The 16464-nt window shown below is 65.7% G+C and carries 13 protein-coding genes; 7 read left to right on the top strand and 6 right to left on the bottom strand.

Annotation, left to right across the window (positions count from 1 at the left end; genetic code table 11):
- Positions 1-58 precede the first annotated feature (58 nt).
- The 4 genes from WHZ77_RS30925 to WHZ77_RS30910 all read left to right on the top strand — a co-directional run bounded on the left by WHZ77_RS30925 (position 59) and on the right by WHZ77_RS30910 (position 6462).
- Positions 59-649 carry a PadR family transcriptional regulator gene (locus WHZ77_RS30925; protein ID WP_375311392.1) on the top strand — a complete coding sequence of 197 codons (591 nt, stop codon included), beginning with the start codon at positions 59-61 and terminating at the stop codon, positions 647-649.
- A gap of 401 nt (positions 650-1050) precedes the next feature.
- Positions 1051-4545, top strand: a complete 3495-nt coding sequence (locus tag WHZ77_RS30920; protein WP_375311391.1) for a hypothetical protein — start codon at positions 1051-1053, stop codon at positions 4543-4545.
- A gap of 232 nt (positions 4546-4777) precedes the next feature.
- Complete coding sequence (locus WHZ77_RS30915) at positions 4778-5695, top strand: sulfite exporter TauE/SafE family protein (RefSeq protein ID WP_375311390.1); 918 nt, start codon at positions 4778-4780, stop codon at positions 5693-5695.
- Positions 5692-6462: a TIGR02186 family protein gene (locus WHZ77_RS30910; protein WP_375311389.1), complete on the top strand. Its 771-nt coding sequence runs from the start codon at positions 5692-5694 to the stop codon at positions 6460-6462. The genes WHZ77_RS30915 and WHZ77_RS30910 overlap by 4 nt, the downstream gene beginning before the upstream one ends.
- A 126-nt stretch (positions 6463-6588) precedes the next feature.
- Here WHZ77_RS30910 and WHZ77_RS30905 read toward each other — a convergent pair whose 3' ends face one another.
- On the bottom strand, positions 6589-7758 hold the full coding sequence (locus WHZ77_RS30905) for an IS481 family transposase (protein ID WP_375311388.1): 1170 nt from the start codon (positions 7756-7758) through the stop codon (positions 6589-6591).
- Positions 7759-7800: 42 nt separating this feature from the next.
- On the opposite strand from WHZ77_RS30905, the gene WHZ77_RS30900 reads away from it, so the two are divergent.
- Entirely contained in the window at positions 7801-9240 is a 1440-nt protein-coding gene (locus tag WHZ77_RS30900; RefSeq protein ID WP_375311387.1) for an IS1182 family transposase, read from the top strand.
- 205 nt (positions 9241-9445) lie between these two features.
- Here the strand turns inward: WHZ77_RS30900 and WHZ77_RS30895 are convergent, their stop codons facing one another.
- Complete coding sequence (locus WHZ77_RS30895; RefSeq protein WP_375311386.1) at positions 9446-10219, bottom strand: MBL fold metallo-hydrolase; 774 nt, start codon at positions 10217-10219, stop codon at positions 9446-9448.
- Between the two features lie 12 nt (positions 10220-10231).
- On the bottom strand, positions 10232-11140 hold the full coding sequence (locus WHZ77_RS30890; RefSeq protein ID WP_375311385.1) for a DMT family transporter: 909 nt from the start codon (positions 11138-11140) through the stop codon (positions 10232-10234).
- Between the two features lie 98 nt (positions 11141-11238).
- Between WHZ77_RS30890 and WHZ77_RS30885 the strand changes: the two genes are divergently transcribed.
- Entirely contained in the window at positions 11239-12102 is an 864-nt protein-coding gene (locus WHZ77_RS30885; protein ID WP_375311384.1) for a LysR family transcriptional regulator, read from the top strand.
- 139 nt (positions 12103-12241) lie between these two features.
- Here WHZ77_RS30885 and lepB read toward each other — a convergent pair whose 3' ends face one another.
- The 3 genes from lepB to WHZ77_RS30870 form a co-directional block, all read right to left on the bottom strand.
- Positions 12242-13018, bottom strand: a complete 777-nt coding sequence (gene lepB, locus WHZ77_RS30880; protein WP_375311383.1) for a signal peptidase I — start codon at positions 13016-13018, stop codon at positions 12242-12244.
- Positions 13015-14442 carry a metalloprotease TldD gene (gene tldD, locus WHZ77_RS30875; protein ID WP_375311382.1) on the bottom strand — a complete coding sequence of 476 codons (1428 nt, stop codon included), beginning with the start codon at positions 14440-14442 and terminating at the stop codon, positions 13015-13017. Before tldD ends, lepB begins: the two co-directional genes overlap by 4 nt.
- A 113-nt stretch (positions 14443-14555) precedes the next feature.
- Positions 14556-15101 (bottom strand): invasion associated locus B family protein, encoded by a 546-nt coding sequence (locus tag WHZ77_RS30870; protein ID WP_014439417.1) that lies wholly within the window; start codon positions 15099-15101, stop codon positions 14556-14558.
- A 447-nt stretch (positions 15102-15548) separates the two neighbouring features.
- On the opposite strand from WHZ77_RS30870, the gene coxB reads away from it, so the two are divergent.
- Entirely contained in the window at positions 15549-16388 is an 840-nt protein-coding gene (gene coxB, locus WHZ77_RS30865) for a cytochrome c oxidase subunit II (RefSeq protein ID WP_375311381.1), read from the top strand.
- Positions 16389-16464: the final 76 nt, after the last annotated feature.

Here is a 16464-nt window from a genome sequence, read left to right as displayed (position 1 = left end):
ATGCATCAATGCGCATAAAGTCAAGTCAATTGGTCGGAACCTCAAGGGAGCTGGTGTCATGGCGCTGGGCGACGCAATTCTCGCATGCCTGACGGAACGTCCGATGACAGGCTACGAGCTGGCCAAGACGTTCGACTCCTCGATCGGCTTCTTCTGGAAGGCCGACCATCAGCAAATTTACCGCGAACTCTCCAAGCTGCGCGACCGCGGCTACATCCAGGGTCGCGAGGTCGTGCAATCAGGCAAACCCAATAAACTCATCTATACGCTCACTCCCGAGGGTCGAACAGCGCTGCGGCACTGGGCCGCGCGGCCGAGCACGCCGCCCTCGATCAAGGACGACCTGCTGGTGCGGCTGCATGCGCTCGACAGCATCGACATCGAGCCCATGCGCGCCGATCTGATGGCCCGGCTGGAGCACCACCGCGACCGGCACGCGAACTACGAGCGGATCCTGAAGAAGCGTTTTCCGGAAGAGACGGCCTCGGGTGTGCTCGACCTCGGCAATCTGCTGCTGCTTCAGCTCGGCGCCCGGCACGAGCAGATGGTGGCCGATTTCTGCGAGGAGGCGCTCGAGGCGCTGTCGGCGATGAGCGCCAAGGGCACGGTGGTGCCACTGGAAGACGGCAAGCGCGAGGGGAAGGGCTGAGGGGCGTAGGCGGTGAACCCTAACGCCGCCCGAACTGCCGCCACCCACTCCGCTGTCGTCGCCCGCCTTGTGCGCGATTGCGCAATGAGGCGGGCGATCCAGTACGCCGCGGCGGCTCGCTTCCAGCCGCGCTGTCTCGGAGTACTGGATGCCCAGCCTTCGCGAGGCATGACACCGGCTATTTGACGACCGGACGAGCGCCACAACGAAACGCCCCCGGGCCCCGCCGCCCAACTTTAAGACACCGTCAACGGGTTCCTTAACCCGTTATTTACCGTAACAGACAAAAGTCGGTTCTCGAGGCAGACGACCCGCGCCAAATCCGATTGTCTTTGCAACCGGCACGCGTGGGGAGACTGGAGGCGCCGGGTGGGGCGTCGGAGTCGGAACCGGACAGAGTCATGAATTCGCGCGTATCGTGGAGTGTTGACGGTATCGACCCATCCGTCCGGGAGCGGGCCGAAGCTGCCGCGCGCCGTGCCGGCATGTCACTCAACGATTGGCTGAACTCCACGCTCGGCGAGACTGCCCCGCCAAACTTTCGGGGACCTTACGATCAGCGCCAGGATCAACGTCAGGATCAACGTCCCGATCCGCGTTCAGCGCAAATGCCGAGCCAGGAGAGCCGCGAAGTCGCCGACATCCACCAGCGGCTCGACGCGATCACCCAGCAGATCGAACGGATCTCGAAGCCCGCGCCGCGCCAAGACGTTTCACGACAAGACGTTTCACGACAAGATGCTTCACGACAGGACGTTGCGCGGCCAGACGTCTCGCGCGAGCAGGGCGTCGCGCGCCAGCTCAATGACGCCATCTCGCGGCTCGACGCGCGGCTGTCGCAAATCTCAAAGCCGCCGCAGCCTCAGGCAGCGCGGCCGGCACCTGTCGAAACGCGCCAGCGCCAGGCCGACGCGGTCGAGCGCGCGGCCGCGCAGGTCTATCGCAACTCACCGCCACTGAGCCCCGCGTCGTTCGACGTTGCCGTTGCCGAGATCACGGCGCGGCAGAGCGAGCTCGACGGCTTTACGCCCAGGCAGATGCCGCCGCGCGCCGCGCCGTCGATTGCGCCGGTGGCAGCGCCATTCGCTCCCCATATGGCGCCACCCACGCCGGTCTACGCTCCGCCGCCACCGCAGCCGGGGCCTGATTTCTCGTCGCTCGAGCGCCATTTGCTCAAGATCACGAGCCAGATCGAATCGCTCCAGCGTCCTGACAATACCGAACGGGCGATCAACGCCTTCCGCAGCGAGCTTGCCGAGATCCGCGCCGCCATCACCGAGGCGATGCCGCGCCGCGCGATCGAGTCGATCGAGAACGAGATCCGCTCGGTGCATCGTCGCATCGACGAGACCCGCTCGTCCGGCACCGACGGCCAGGTGCTATCAGGCATCGAGCACGCGCTGTCCGACATCAAGCAGGTGCTGCGCACGCTGACGCCGGCCGAGCAGCTCACCGGCTATGACGAGGCGATCCGCAATCTCGGCGCCAAGCTCGATCTGATCCTGCGCGCCAATGACGATCCGTCGACGGTGCGGCAGCTCGAAGACGCGATCTCGGCGCTGCGTGCCATCGTCTCCAACGTCGCCTCCAACGAGGCGCTGGCGCGGCTTTCGGACGACGTGCAGCTGCTGTCGTCCAAGGTCGACCAGGTGACCCGCGCCTCCGGCCCCGGCGACAGCTTCGCGGTGCTCGAGCAGCGCATCGCGGCGCTCACCGCCGCGCTGGAGACCCGCGAGCGGCCTCAGCCGTCGGAGAGCAGCGAACATCTGGAAGCTGCGATCCGGGCGCTGTCGGACCGCTTCGATCGCATGCAGGTCGGCAACGATTCCGCTTCGACCTTCGCGCATCTCGAACAGCGGGTCTCGTATCTGCTGGAGCGGATCGAGGCCGCTTCCGATGGGCGCAACGGCAATCTCAGCCGCGTCGAGGATGGGCTGCACGACATCCTGCGACACCTGGAACGGCAGCAGGCGACCTACTCTGCGCTGGCCGAGAGCCGCAATTCCGCGCCGTCGTCCGATTCCGGCGTGGTGGATATCGTCAAGCGCGAGCTTTCCGACATCCGCTTCAGCCAAGCCGAGACCAACCGCAGCACCCAGGACTCGCTCGAGGCCGTCCATAACGCGCTCGGCCATGTCGTCGATCGCCTGTCCATGATCGAGGGCGATCTGCGCGCGGTGCGCACCGCGCCACCGGCGCCGCAGGCCATGGCGATGCCCGTGGCCGCGCCGATGGAGCCCGCGCCGATGGCGCGCGAAATGCGGCCGCAGCAACAGCCGCAGCCGAAATACGATCCCAAGCCCGAATTGCCGAACCCGGCCGCTGCGCAACAGCCACCGCAGTCGGCCTTCGTCGCCGCGCCGCGCGAATTCCATGCTGCTGCCATACCGGCCGCGCCGCCGCCTGTGCCGATGGCGCCGCAGGCCACGCCACCTTTGCCGCCGCGCGCGATTAGCGAGATCCTGGAGCCCCACACGGCGCCGGCCCGCTCGGCGCTTGCGCCGGAATTGCCGCCGGATCATCCACTCGAGCCGGGCACGCGGCCGGGCGGCCGCGTCGCCACGCCGTCGGAGCGCATTGCCGCGTCCGAAAGCGCGATCAGCGAGATCCCCGCCGCTCCGAAGGAGCCGGTGTCATCGTCGAGCTTCATCGCCGCCGCGCGCCGCGCGGCCCAGGCCGCAGCCGCGCAGCCCGAACAGCCGGCCCGCGGTGCCAAGGTCAAAGCGACCAGTGCTGGCCGCGCCAAGGACAAGGGCCAGGAAGGCGGCTCGACCATCACCTCGAAGATCCGCTCGTTGCTGGTCGGCGCGAGCGTGGTCGTGATCGTGCTCGGCACGTTCAAGATGGCGATGAACCTGCTCGACGGCGGCACTGCGCCGCCGGCGCCGCAGGCGATGGAGGACTCCTCCAGCGCACCCGCGCCGCAGACGCCGCCGCCGGTCGAAAGCAAGCCGGGCGCGCCCGAGCAGGTCACGCCGTCGATGACCTCGCCGACGCCGATCGGAAAGCAGTCGCTGAACAATTCCGCGCCGGCCCCCGTCGCCGGTTCGGGCAACTCGGCCTCGGTTGAAATCCCGCCCGCTCCCGCTGCGGCGCCGCCGCCCGCGGCGAGCAGCGATGTCACCGGCGCGCTGACGGGCACGAGCCGCGCGCGGATCGGTCTGGTTCAGGTGCCGCCCAGCGAAAAACTGCCTGACGGCATCGGCGGTCCCGTGCTGCGCACCGCCGCGATGAAGGGTGATGCGGCCGCGGCCTTCGAGATCGGCATGCGCTTCGCCGAAGGCAAGGGCGTTGCGGCGAACTACGACGAAGCCGCCAAATGGTACGACCGCGCGGCACAGGCCGGCGTGGTACCCGCGACCTTCCGCCTCGGCACGCTCTACGAAAAGGGCCTGGGCGTGAAGAAGGACGCCGACATCGCCCGCCGCTACTACACGCAGGCGGCAGAGCGCGGCAATGCCAAGGCGATGCACAATCTCGCGGTGCTCGACGCCGACGGCGGCGGACGCGGCGCCAATTACAAGAGCGCGGCGCAGTGGTTCCGGAAAGCCGCCGATCGCGGCGTCGCCGACAGCCAGTTCAACCTCGGCATCCTCTATGCCCGCGGCATCGGGGTCGAACAGAACCTCGCCGAGTCCTACAAATGGTTCAGCCTGGCAGCCGCCCAGGGCGATGGGGATGCATCCGGCAAGCGCGACGACGTCGCCAAGCGCCTCGACCCGCAATCGCTCGCCGCCGCCAAGCTCGCGATCCAGACGTTCAGCGCCGAGCCGCAGCCGGACGATGCCGTCAACGTCACGGCGCCCGCCGGCGGCTGGGACAGCGCGCCGCAGGCAAACGCCAAGCCCGCGCCGAAGCCGGTGGCGAGCAAGCGCTCGGCCTCGGCGGCGCATTGAAGCTCGATGAGATCGGGTTCGGTGCCCGCCTCTCCCTTAGGGAGAGGTGAACCGAGGCCCTGCCCTGGCCTCGCTTTGATGCAACCAGGCCACGCGCGCACCCATTCACCACGCTCAAAATTCCCGGTCCCGCCCGCCTCTGAATTCCGCTATTGAAGAGCGCGGCAATCGTTCGACCGTCCGGCGAGTAGTCCGCACAATCGATCCGTCTCGCCGGAGCGTGGTCCCTTCGATGCAGCTCTATCTCCCGATCGCCGATCTTCCGGTCAACATCTTCCTGGTGCTGGCAATGGGCGCGGCGGTCGGCTTCGTGTCCGGCATGTTCGGGATCGGCGGCGGCTTCCTGATGACGCCGCTCCTGATCTTCATCGGCATCACGCCGGCGGTCGCGGTCGCCTCGGTCGCGAGCCACATCGCGGCCTCGTCCTTCTCCGGCGCGCTGTCCTATTGGCGGCGGCGTGCGATCGACCCGGCGCTGGCCGGCGTGTTGTTGTGCGGCGGCGTGACCGGCACGGCGCTGGGGGTGTGGACGTTCACGCAGCTCCGCGCGCTCGGCCAGCTCGATCTGATGATCGCGCTGTCCTACGTGGTGCTGCTCACCACGGTCGGCAGCCTGATGTTCTCCGAGGGCCTGCGCGCCCTGATGCGGACCCGGCGCGGGGCGGTGCCGCCACGGCGCACCCACAACTGGATCCACGGCCTGCCGCTGAAGATGCGGTTCAAGCGCTCCAAGATCTACCTCTCCGTGATTCCCGTGGTGATCGTCGGCATCGTGATCGGCTTCATCGGCGCGATCATGGGCATCGGCGGCGGCTTCATCCTGGTGCCGGTCATGATCTACCTGCTGCGGGTGCCGACCTCGACGGTGATCGGGACCTCGATGGTCCTCACTTTGGTCACCATGCTGTTCGCGACCATGCTGCACGCGGTGACCAATCATCTGGTCGACGCGGTGCTGGCGCTGATCCTCATGGTCGGCGGCGTCACCGGCGCGCAGTTCGGCGCACGCGCGGGCCAGAAGATCCGCGGCGAGCAATTGCGGCTGCTGCTCGGCCTGCTGATCCTCTCGGTCGGCGTCCGCTTCGCGATCGAGCTGGTGATCCAACCTGCGGATCTCTTCACCATTCGTGAGCTCGGAGCGAGCGGATGATGCGCGCGCTCCTCGCAATCCTGCTCGTCACGTTGACCGTCGCGGCCGCGCGCGCCGAGCGGCTGATCGTGTCGGTCTCCAACCATCGCGTCACGGTGACGCCGGACTATTCCGGCGAGGAGCTGGTGCTGTTCGGCTCGATCGAGAAGGATGCTTCCACACCGGCCGACCGTACGACATACGATCTCGTGGTCACCGTGATGGGCCCGCGCGCGGATATGGTGACGCGGCGCAAGGAGCGCGCCTTCGGCATCTGGATCAACACCGATTACCGGCAGTTCCTGCAGGTGCCGAGCTATCTGGCGCTGTTCGCCAACCGCCCCTTCGATGTCATCACCTCGCCCGAGATCGCGCGGCGGCAGCAGATCGGGCTCAACAACGTGCTGCTGACCCAGCGCGTCAGCGGCGACTTTGCCGACGTGGTGCCGCAAGACGCCTTCCGCTCGGCCTTCGTCCGCCTGCGCACCCAGCGCGGCCTCTATCGCGAGGATGCGGGCGCGGTGACGTTCCTGACGCCGACGCTGTTCCGCACCGGCATCCCGCTGCCCGCGGAAGTGCCGATCGGAACCTATCAGGTCGAGATCAAGCTGTTCGCCAATGGCGCGTTCATCGGCAAGACAGAAACCGCGTTCGAGATCGTCAAGGTCGGTTTCGAGCAGTTCGTTGCGACGAGCGCGCGGCAGAACGGTCTGATCTACGGCCTCGTCACCGCGGCGATGGCGCTGATGACGGGCTGGATGGCGTCGATTGTGTTTCGGAAGGATTGAGAGGCGGCGCTCCTTCCTCTCGTCGTCGCCCGGCTTGACCGGGCGACCCAGTATTCCAGAGGCCAGCGTTAGGTAGCTCGCACTTACAACTATCGCCGCCGCGTACTGGATGCCCCGGTCTAGTGTTTAGTCCGGAGACATGGCTGACACCTGTTCGGACACATCACTGACAGGTTGGCGGTTAGTCAAGTCGATTGATGCGACCTGCCAGCTGGCGAAGAAGATGCCGTAATGGCCGTCACGATCCAGCGGCCTGATGGCAAGCCGTTCGCGTGCGAAGGCCTGAGGAACCTTCCAGAAGCGTCCCTTGAAGGAGATGTAGGGTCTTGTCGATGAGACCCTGCGCACGATCTCGCCGCTGTCGTACTCGACGTTCGGGACACGGGCCGGCATGGCACGGGCACTCGGTCGGAAGCGATCGGCGGGAACGTGCATATCGAGGCCTTGGTGGGGGCGCTCCAGATTGTAGACCGGCCGCCAGGCATCAAGGGCGCGTTGGACTTCCGGGAGAGTGCGGAAGCGACGCATCGCAAAGACTTCAGCCTTCAGCGTGCGATGGAAGCGTTCGTTCTTGCCGCGGGCCTGTGGGTGACATGGCCGGGCATGCACCACCCTGACGCCCAGCTTGAGCAGCCACACCTTCAATCCGGTCCAGCGGACGCCGGACGTATCGCCCCAGGGGGAGCCGTTGTCGGTGTAGAAGGCCTCCGGCAGGCCATAGCAACGGAACGTCGCCGTCAGGTGATCCTGCACGGTAAGACGCCGTTCGTCGGCGCACGCCTTCAGGCACAGGACATAGCGCGAGTGATCGTCGACGATGGTCAGCGGATGGCACCGCGTGCCGTCAGCGAGCGGCATGTGGCCCTTGAAGTCCATCTGCCACAGCAGGTTGGGTGCTTCCTTCTCGAAGCGGTGTCCCGGATTGGGCGGCGCATTCTCGCTCGGTTTGACCCGGCCGTTCCGGCACAGGATCCGGTGCACCGTTGACGGCACAGGTACCGTCTGGCCGTTCCGCTTCAGGCAGTGGGCGATCTTGCGCGCGCCCCAGGCCGGATGCTTGTCACGCACCGCGAGCACCTGCGTCTCGACCGCAGGCTCGCTGCGCCTGGGCATCGCATGCGGCCGCCGCGAGCTGTCGGCCAGCTCCCGATCGCCAGCCAGCCAGCGCCGCAGCCATTTGTAGCCGACGTCAGGACTAATATCGAACCGCCGGCACAGCTCGCGCCGATTGGCGCCTTCCTGCAAGGCCAGCCGCACGAACTCATGGCGCTGATCCTGGCTGTGTGAAAACGCCATTGCGCTGCTATGATTCTCTCGATGATTCTCGGGAGAGAATTGATGAGGCGCTTCATTGAAGAGGCGGATCGTGGGCAGTCGACGCTGCTGCCCGAATGCCTCGATGATTTCATTGACGAAGGCAACCCGGTTCGCGTGATCGACGTGTTTGTCGATGCGCTCGATTTGGCGGAAATGGGCTTCGATGGGGTGGCCCCGGCGGCGACCGGACGGCCGTCGTACCATCCTTCGGTGCTCCTGAAGCTTTACATCTACGGTTATCTAAACCGGGTTCAGTCGAGCCGGCGGTTGGAGCGAGAGGCCGGCCGCAATGTCGAGGTGATGTGGTTGCTGGGCCGGCTCGTGCCTGATCACAAGACGATCGCGGACTTCCGCAAGGACAACAGCCTGGGGCTACGCAAGGTATGTGCGCGCTTCGTTGAGCTTTGTCGTGAGATGGGCCTTCTCGCGACGGCGAGTGTTGCCATCGATGGCAGCAAGTTCAAGGCCGTTAACAACCGGGACAGGAACTTCACGCGGGCAAAGGTGGAGCGGCGGCGTGCCCAACTGGAGGAGAGCGTCGCCCGCTATCTGAGCCAGCTTGACACCACCGACCGGCAGGAGCCGACCGAAGCGCTGGCCGCGAAGGTGACAAGGCTCAAGGAGAAGCTGGCGAAGGTGAAAGAGCAAATGGGCAAGCTTGCCGTCTACGAGAAGCAGATGCTGGCTTCGCCCGACCAGCAGATATCTCTGACAGATCCCGACAGCCGCTCGATGGCAACCAGCGGCCGCGGCTCGGGCGTCGTCGGCTACAACGTGCAGGTCGCTGTGGATACCGATCATCACCTGATCATTACCCATGAGGTGACGAACAGCGGCTCGGATCGGGCGCAACTCGCCAATATGGCCAGGCAGGCAAAGACTGTACTGCAGACCGAGACCCTCGAGGCCGTTGCCGACCGCGGCTACTTCAGCAGCCCGGAGATCCTTGCCTGCCACGAGGCCGGCATCACGGTAACCCTGCCCAAGCCGATGACTTCGGGCGCCAAGTCGGACGGACGCTTCGGCAAGCAGGACTTTGTCTATTTGCCGGAGGACGACGCCTATCGTTGTCCGGCCGGGGAGCGGTTGCCGTATCGCTATACAAACGAAGAAGCCGACAAGATGCTGCGGCGCTACTGGACCAACGCCTGCAAGAATTGTTCGATCAAAACCCAGTGCACGCCCGGGTCCGAGCGACGGATCACGCGATGGGAACACGAGCATCTGCTCGACGCCGTGCAGCAGCGGCTCGATGCGAACCCGCTCGCCATGCGACTACGTCGCGAGACCGTCGAGCATCCGTTCGGCACCATGAAGGCGCGCATGGGTGCGACCCACTTCCTGACCAAAACCCTCCCAAAAGTAGCCGCCGAAATGGCCCTCTCGGTTCTGGCCTACAATCTGACCCGGGTTATGAACATCGTTGGGACCAAGCCGTTGATGGCCGCGATCGTGGCCTGACGCCGAACCGGTCCGGCTTTCTCCCCGGCTTTCCCGGGATGGAGTTTTTACACGGCCAAGATCCATTACTGACACCTCACTCCAGGGCATGGACGGCCTCCCGAATCGGACCAATCCAGCCAATGTTGATGTGTCAGCTATGTCTCCGAACACCCGTCAGTGATCTGTCCGGGCTAAACATCTAGCCGGGGCATGACAGCGGAGACTACGGCGCCTCCACCACGGTCGGAACGCCCGGCTCCAGCAGGCGCAGCCGCGTGCCGAAACCGAGCACGTCGAAGGCCTTGCGCAGATCCTCGCTGTTCTGGCGGAAATGCGCCCAGCCTTCGGTATGCAGGGGCACGATCATGGCATTCGGGAAGGCGCGCGCGGTCTCGATGGTGTCGTTGGTGTCCATGGTGAGGTGGAACGGCCCGCGCGTTTGCGCGGCGCCCGCGAACGGCATCACGACGCCGCATTTGAAGCGGCGTGCGACTTCGGCGACACCGTCGAACCAGGTGGTGTCGCCGCTGATATAGACGTCGCTCGTGTCTTTCCGGCTCGATGACACCACGAAGCCGATGACGTCGCCCGACAGGGGCTCGATGCCGGCCGGGCCATGACGCGCGGGCGTGGCGGTGATGGTCAGCGTGTTGCCGTCGCGGTCCTTCAGATGTGCGGTCGCCCAGGGTGCAAGGCCCTCGACATGGCCGCCGAGACGTTTGGCGCCCGCTTCGGTCGTCAACGCGCGCTTCGCCTTGAGGAGATATTCGCGCCCGGAATCGTCGAGATTGTCGGAGTGCTGGTCGTGGCTGAGCAGCACGGCATCGATCGGACCAATGGCATCGGCTTTCATCGCGGGGCCGATGGTCTTCTCCAGCTTCACATGCGGCAGCTGGTAGGCGCCGGGCGCATCGAAGGTCGGGTCGGTGAGCAGGCAGAAGCCGTCGATCTCGATTAGCGCGGTGGGGCCGCCGATCAGGGTGATGGAAATGGGCATGGTGAACCTTCCTTACGATGCAGACTTTGCCGGCCGCGTCACCAGATAGATGCCGAGCGCGACCGGGATGATGCCGAGCAGGTCGCGGGCCTCGACATGCTCGCCGAGCACGATGTAGGCGAACAGCATGCCGAGCGGCGGCATCAGGAAATGATAGGCGCTGGCAGCGGTCGCGCCACACACTTTCAGGAGATGAAACCAGAGCCAGTAGGCGAGGATCGAGCCGCCGAGCACCAGGAAGGCGAAGGCGCCGATCAGGCTCGGTGTGACGTCGATCGCGCCAACATCGGCAAAGGTGAGCGCGATTGGCGTCAGCACGATGCCGGCGGTGAGATTCTGCACGCCGTTGCCGATCCAGAGGCTTCCCTTCGGCGCCAGTAGCTTGAACAGGATGGTGCCGGCGACGATGGAGGCGAGCGAAGCCAGCGTGAAGAGGATGCCGTGCATGGAATCGGTGCCGACTGCGAGGCGATGCCAGACGATCGCGGTCACGCCGATGACGCCGAGCAAAAGGCCGCTGGCCTTGCGCCAGGTCATGCCTTCGCCGAGCAGCAGCGCGGCGAGCGCCGCGGTGAAGACCGGATTGGCCGAGACGATCAGGCCGCCGAGGCCGGCGGATATCGATTGCAGGCCGGTATAGCCGAGCCCGAGATAGAGCGCGTTGTTGGCGATGCCGAGCACGGCGAAGACCGCCGCATCCCGCCATGACAGCGACCAGTCACCGCGGATCAGCGTGGCACCGATGATGAGGATGCCGGCGAGCGAGAAGCGCGCGGCGAGCAGGATCAACGGCGGGCAATGGGTGACGCCGATCTTGCCGGCGACGAAGGCATAGCTCCAGAGCAGGCAGAACAGGCCGATATAGAAGGGCAGGGCGTCGAAGCGGCTGCGCGGGACGGACATCGAGGGGGCGAGCGACATGCGGGAATTCTCCTGTGCCCTCGATCTAGGGAGGCGGCTTGTCATTTGGAAATTAAATGATTAACTTCCAAGCAGTGGATTTTCGAATGGAGGCGGCGATGCTCGATCTGGAGCTCCTGCGCAGCTTCGTCTCGGTGGTCGAGGCCGGCGGCTTCACCCGTGCCGGGGAGCGCGTCCATCGCACGCAGTCGACCGTCAGCCAGCAGATCAAGCGGCTGGAGGAGGACGTCGGCCAGGTGCTCTTGCACCGCGACGGCAAGGACGTGCGTCCGACCGAAGCCGGCGAGCGGCTGCTCTCCTACGCGCGGCGGCTGCTCACGCTTGCCGAGGAAGCGCGCGATGTGTTGCGCGCGCCCGACAGCGAAGGCGCGATCCGGCTCGGCATCCCCGAGGATTTTGCGGCTTACCGGCTGACAAACCTGCTGGGCGCGTTCTCGCGCTCGCATCCCGGCCTGCGGCTCGATGTGCGCGCCGACCAGAGCAAGCACCTTGCGCGCGATCTCGATCGCGGCGAACTCGACCTCGCGCTGTTCAAGCGCGAGGCCGGCGCCAAGGGCGCCATCGCAGTGTGGCCGGAGCGGGTGCATTGGGTCACCAGCAAGAGCCACCCAGTCGACGTCAACGCCTCATCGGTGCCGCTGATCGGCTTTCCACTCGGCTGCCTCTATCGCGCCGGCGCGATCCATGCGCTGGAAAGCGCGGGCCGGGCCTGGCACATGTCCTACTCGTCATCGAGCCTTGCCGGCATCCAGGCCGCGGTGGCCGCCGGCATGGGCCTCAGCATCTTGTCGGAGATGTCGATCCAGTCCGACCACCGCGTGCTGACCGCCAAGGACGGCTTTGCGCCGATCAACCGCACCGAGGTGGCGCTGATGGCCGCACCCGACGCCAGCCCCGCAACGCTGCGGCTGGCGGATCGGCTGGCGGAATTTTGCGATAACGTGCAGGCGAAGGCGGCGTGAGTTGATGGAATTCGCAGGGTGCGGCAAAGGCGCGTAGCGCCGTGCCCACCATCCTTCCGCGACTCCGTTCGAAAAGGGTGGGCACGCTTCGCTTTGCCCACCCTACGAATCCGCGAGATCGGGGCCTTGTGGTGCGCCGTCAATGCACGGCGGTGAAGAACCGTGCGAGCCGGAAGCCGGACAGCCACGTGTAAACCGGCTGGCTGCGCATGCCGAGATCCCAGGAGCCGACCACGGCATCCGCGCGTCCGACCAGATTGTCGATCGGCAGGAGGCCGACGCCGCCGGAGCGCAACGGCACGCGGCTGTCGGCGGAATTGTCGCGGTTATCGCCGAGCACGAAGAGATGGCCCGGCGGCACCGTCACTTCCTGCGTGTTGTCGAGCGGGCCGTTGTCGCGCATCTTGAAGATCAGGTGCGAGACGCCGTTCGGCAGGGTCTCGACATAGCGATACGCCGGCTCGCTGCCACCATTGTCGTCTTCGGCAGCGCCGACGCCATCCGGCTTCAGCTCGGCGGGGCGGTCGTTGATGAAGAGCTGGCCCTGCCGCATCTGGATGCGGTCGCCCGGCAATCCCACGACGCGCTTGACCCAGGCCTGCGAGCGATCGCCGGGCCAGCGGAACACGACGACGTCACCTTGCTTCGGCGTTTCCGCGAAGACGCGGCCGCTCTCGGGCAAATTGATCTGGATCGGCAGCGACGAGGTGCCGTAGCCGTAGGGAAATTTCGACGCAAGCAGCGCATCGCCGATCAGCAGCGTCGGCTCCATCGAGCCCGACGGCACGTAGAACGGCTCGGCGAGCGCGCCCTTGGCGATGAACACGGCGGCGACGATGCCGGCAAGCTGCATGAGCTGTCCAGCCCAGCCGGTGCTCTTCCGCTTGGAGGTGACCGTTACTTTCTCAACGCTCATGCGCCCGTTCCACCCACCGTAATGCGTTCCATCAGCAGCGACGGCTGGCCGACGCCGACCGGCACGCCCTGGCCGTTCTTGCCGCAGGTGCCGATGCCGGTGTCGAGCGCGAGGTCGTTGCCGATCATGCGGATGCGATGCAAATCGGTTGGCCCGTTGCCGATCAGCATGGCGCCCTTGAGCGGCGCGCCGATCTTGCCGTTCTCGATCTTGTAGGCCTCGGTGCACTGGAACACGTATTTGCCCGAGGTGATGTCGACCTGGCCGCCGCCGAAATTCGCGGCGAACACGCCGTTCTTCACCGACGCAAGAATCTCGGCCGGATCGCGGTCGCCGGCGAGCATGTAGGTGTTGGTCATGCGCGGCATAGGCACATGGGCATAGCCCTGGCGGCGGCCGTTGCCGGTCGGCTTCATATTCATCAGGCGCGCGTTCTGGCGGTCCTGCATGTAGCCGACCAGAATGCCGTCCTCGATCAGCACGGTACGGTTGGTCGGCGTGCCCTCGTCGTCGATCGACAGCGAGCCGCGGCGCGAGGCGATGGTGCCGTCGTCAACGACCGTGACACCCTTGGCCGCGACCTGCTGGCCCATCAGGCCTGCAAAGGCAGACGTCTTCTTGCGGTTGAAATCGCCCTCGAGGCCGTGGCCGACGGCTTCATGCAGCATCACGCCGGGCCAGCCGGCGCCGAGCACGACGTCCATTTCGCCGGCGGGAGCGGGAATCGATTCCAGATTGACCAGGGCCTCGCGCAGCGCGCCATCGGCGGCATCGCGCCAGTTCTTGCTCTCGATGAATTCGGCATAACCGGCGCGGCCGCCATAGCCCTTGCTGCCGCTCTCCTGGCGGTCGCCCTGGCCGGCGACGACGGAGACATTCACCCGAACCAGCGGGCGGATGTCGCGATAGCTCTCGCCGTCGGGCCGCAGGATCTCGACCACCTGCCAGGTCGCGCCGAGGCTCACGCTGACCTGCCGCACCCGCGGGTCCTTGTCGCGCAGATAGGCGTCGATCTCGGCGAGCAGCTTGACCTTGGTCTCGAAGCCCGGGGCATCGAGCGGATTGTCGTCACTATAAAGCCGCACGTTGGTATGCGCCGGCGGGGCGGCAAAGCTGCCGGAATAGCCGCCGCGGACGGCCGCGACCGCATCGGCGGCGCGAATCAGCGCCGGCAGCGAGACGTCGGAGGAATGCGCATAGCCGACCGCATCGTCCTTGACGGCGCGCAGGCCAAAACCCTGCGAGGTGTCATAAGTCGCCTGCTTCAGCCGGCCGTTGTCGAACATCAGCGCTTCGGTCTGGCTGTATTCCAGGAACAATTCGCCGTCGTCGGCACCGGCAAGCCCGCGCGCGAGCTCGCTGCGAACCTGGTCGCGGTCGAGATTGGCGCGGTCGAGCAGGGAGGTCGTGGCAGGGTTGGTCATGCGTCCGTCCATTATCTGGAGATGTGGGGCAAGATAATGGTTTCGGGCTGAATCCGCGAGGGCGCGAGGGCTCACATTACGGAAACAATAGGATCGCGGCCGGTCTCACGGCCCTACGGCAGCTTGTCATACCCCTCGCCCAGCCCATTCAGGCTGAGCGGGAAGCCAATTCCCTCTTCCGGCGTCTCGAAGATGATGAAGGTGGCGGTCTTGGCGGTGCGGAGCTGGCCGAGCAGCTTGTCGTCCATGACGACCTCGGCGACGCAGCCATTGGGCAGGCAGCGGACGAAGCCGGCGCGGCCGACGTCCTGGTTGTCGAGCTTCAGGCCGAGGCCGGAGGGCAGGAGGACGCCGAGCGGGGCGACCACGCGCATCAGGCGGCTCTTCTGGTCGGCGGTCTTGAGCACGATCACGGTCAGGCCGGCATTGGAGCGGTCTTCGGCCACCACGCTCTGGATCAGGGCGCATTGCTCGGCCTGGGCGCCCGGAGGGGTGTCGCAGCGAATCTGCCAGTCGCCATGGACGGAGCGCACCGCGCCCTGCGCATGGGCGAGGCCCGGAAGCGCCATGACGACGACCGCCGCCAGCAGGGCGGCCAGCTTCGCGAGGCCGCCAGCCTGCCTCTTAGCCCGCCTTGCCATGCCTCTCGAAAACCCCATCGGGTCGGTCCCTCTGCTCGCCTGGGTCGCTCGCGCCTGGCGGACTGATACGGGAATGACGGCGTCTTGAAGGCGATTCACAAGCAAATTCCGCGCCGCCTCGCATCGCCATCGCCCGCACGAATCAGGTTCCTGCGCGGCTGTTCGCCAGTGCCTACCGCGGGCAATTCCGCTGTCAAGCGGCAGCATCCCGGGAAACGGTATTTTTGTCTGATGTTACTAGGAAATATCTTGCGGGTGATGGCTGACAGACGATGCTCAAGACTGCATTGCGATAGATCAAGAATTATGGTTTGAGAAGCTTGATTTCGGCGTTCTAGCGATCTGGCCCAATTCCTCTTAGAGGTATTCTTGCGTGGCGGTTTGTCAGAGGGGCGGATCGAATAAGCGTTTCCCGGAAATAGGGGAGCGCACTTGGGGTGATTTCGTAAGGGGAGCGCGAACGGCATGAGGATGTCGATAGGCCGGGTAGGCCGGCATTTGCTGGGATTGGCCGTAGCGGGTCTGACATTGGCCACGGGCGGGGCGGCGTTCGCCGAACTCGGGCAGCCGGCGCCGTGGGAGTGGACGCTTCAGCAGTCTGGCTCTCCGGTGATGGACAATATCGTCTGGTTCCACAATTTCCTGTTCGTGCTGATCACCGTGATTACGCTGTTCGTTCTGGCGTTGCTGGTGATCGTGGTCCTGAAGTTCAACGCGAAGGCCAATCCGGTGCCGTCGCGGACCACGCACAACACGCTGATCGAGGTGGCCTGGACGCTCGTCCCGGTGCTGATCCTGGTCGGTATCTCAGTGCCGTCGTTCCGCCTCTTGTTCCTCGAGCTCGATGTGCCGAAGGCGGATTTGACCATCAAGGCGACCGGCAAACAGTGGTACTGGTCCTATGCCTATCCGGATAACGGCAAGTTCGAGTTCGACTCGCTGATGGCCCAGGACAAGCAGCCCCGCCTGCTCGGCGTCGATAATGAGATGGTGGTGCCGGTCAACAAGGTGATTCGGGTCCAGGTCACCGGCGCGGACGTCATCCACGCCTTCGCGCTGCCGGCTTTTGGCGTCAAGATCGACGCCATTCCGGGGCGGCTGAACGAGACCTGGTTCAAGGCCACCAAGGTCGGCATGTTCTACGGCCAGTGCTCGGAGCTCTGCGGCAAGGACCACGCCTTCATGCCGATCGCGATCCGTGTCGTGGAGGACAAGGATTTCGCCTCCTGGGTCGAGACGGCGAAGAAGAAATATGCCAGCGGCGGCACCAGCACCTACGCCTCCGCGTCCGGCCCGACGCAGTAAGCGCCGGGTGACGGATCGAGGGGACTGAAAGCGATATAAAGGGCGGGACCGTCTAAGGTCCGCATGGGACGCAAGG

The organism is Bradyrhizobium sp. A5, assembly GCF_042076515.1.
GTDB lineage: Bacteria > Pseudomonadota > Alphaproteobacteria > Rhizobiales > Xanthobacteraceae > Bradyrhizobium > Bradyrhizobium cosmicum.
Note: the sequence above shows the minus strand (reverse complement) of the source record. Positions and strands in the feature narration are given on the sequence as shown.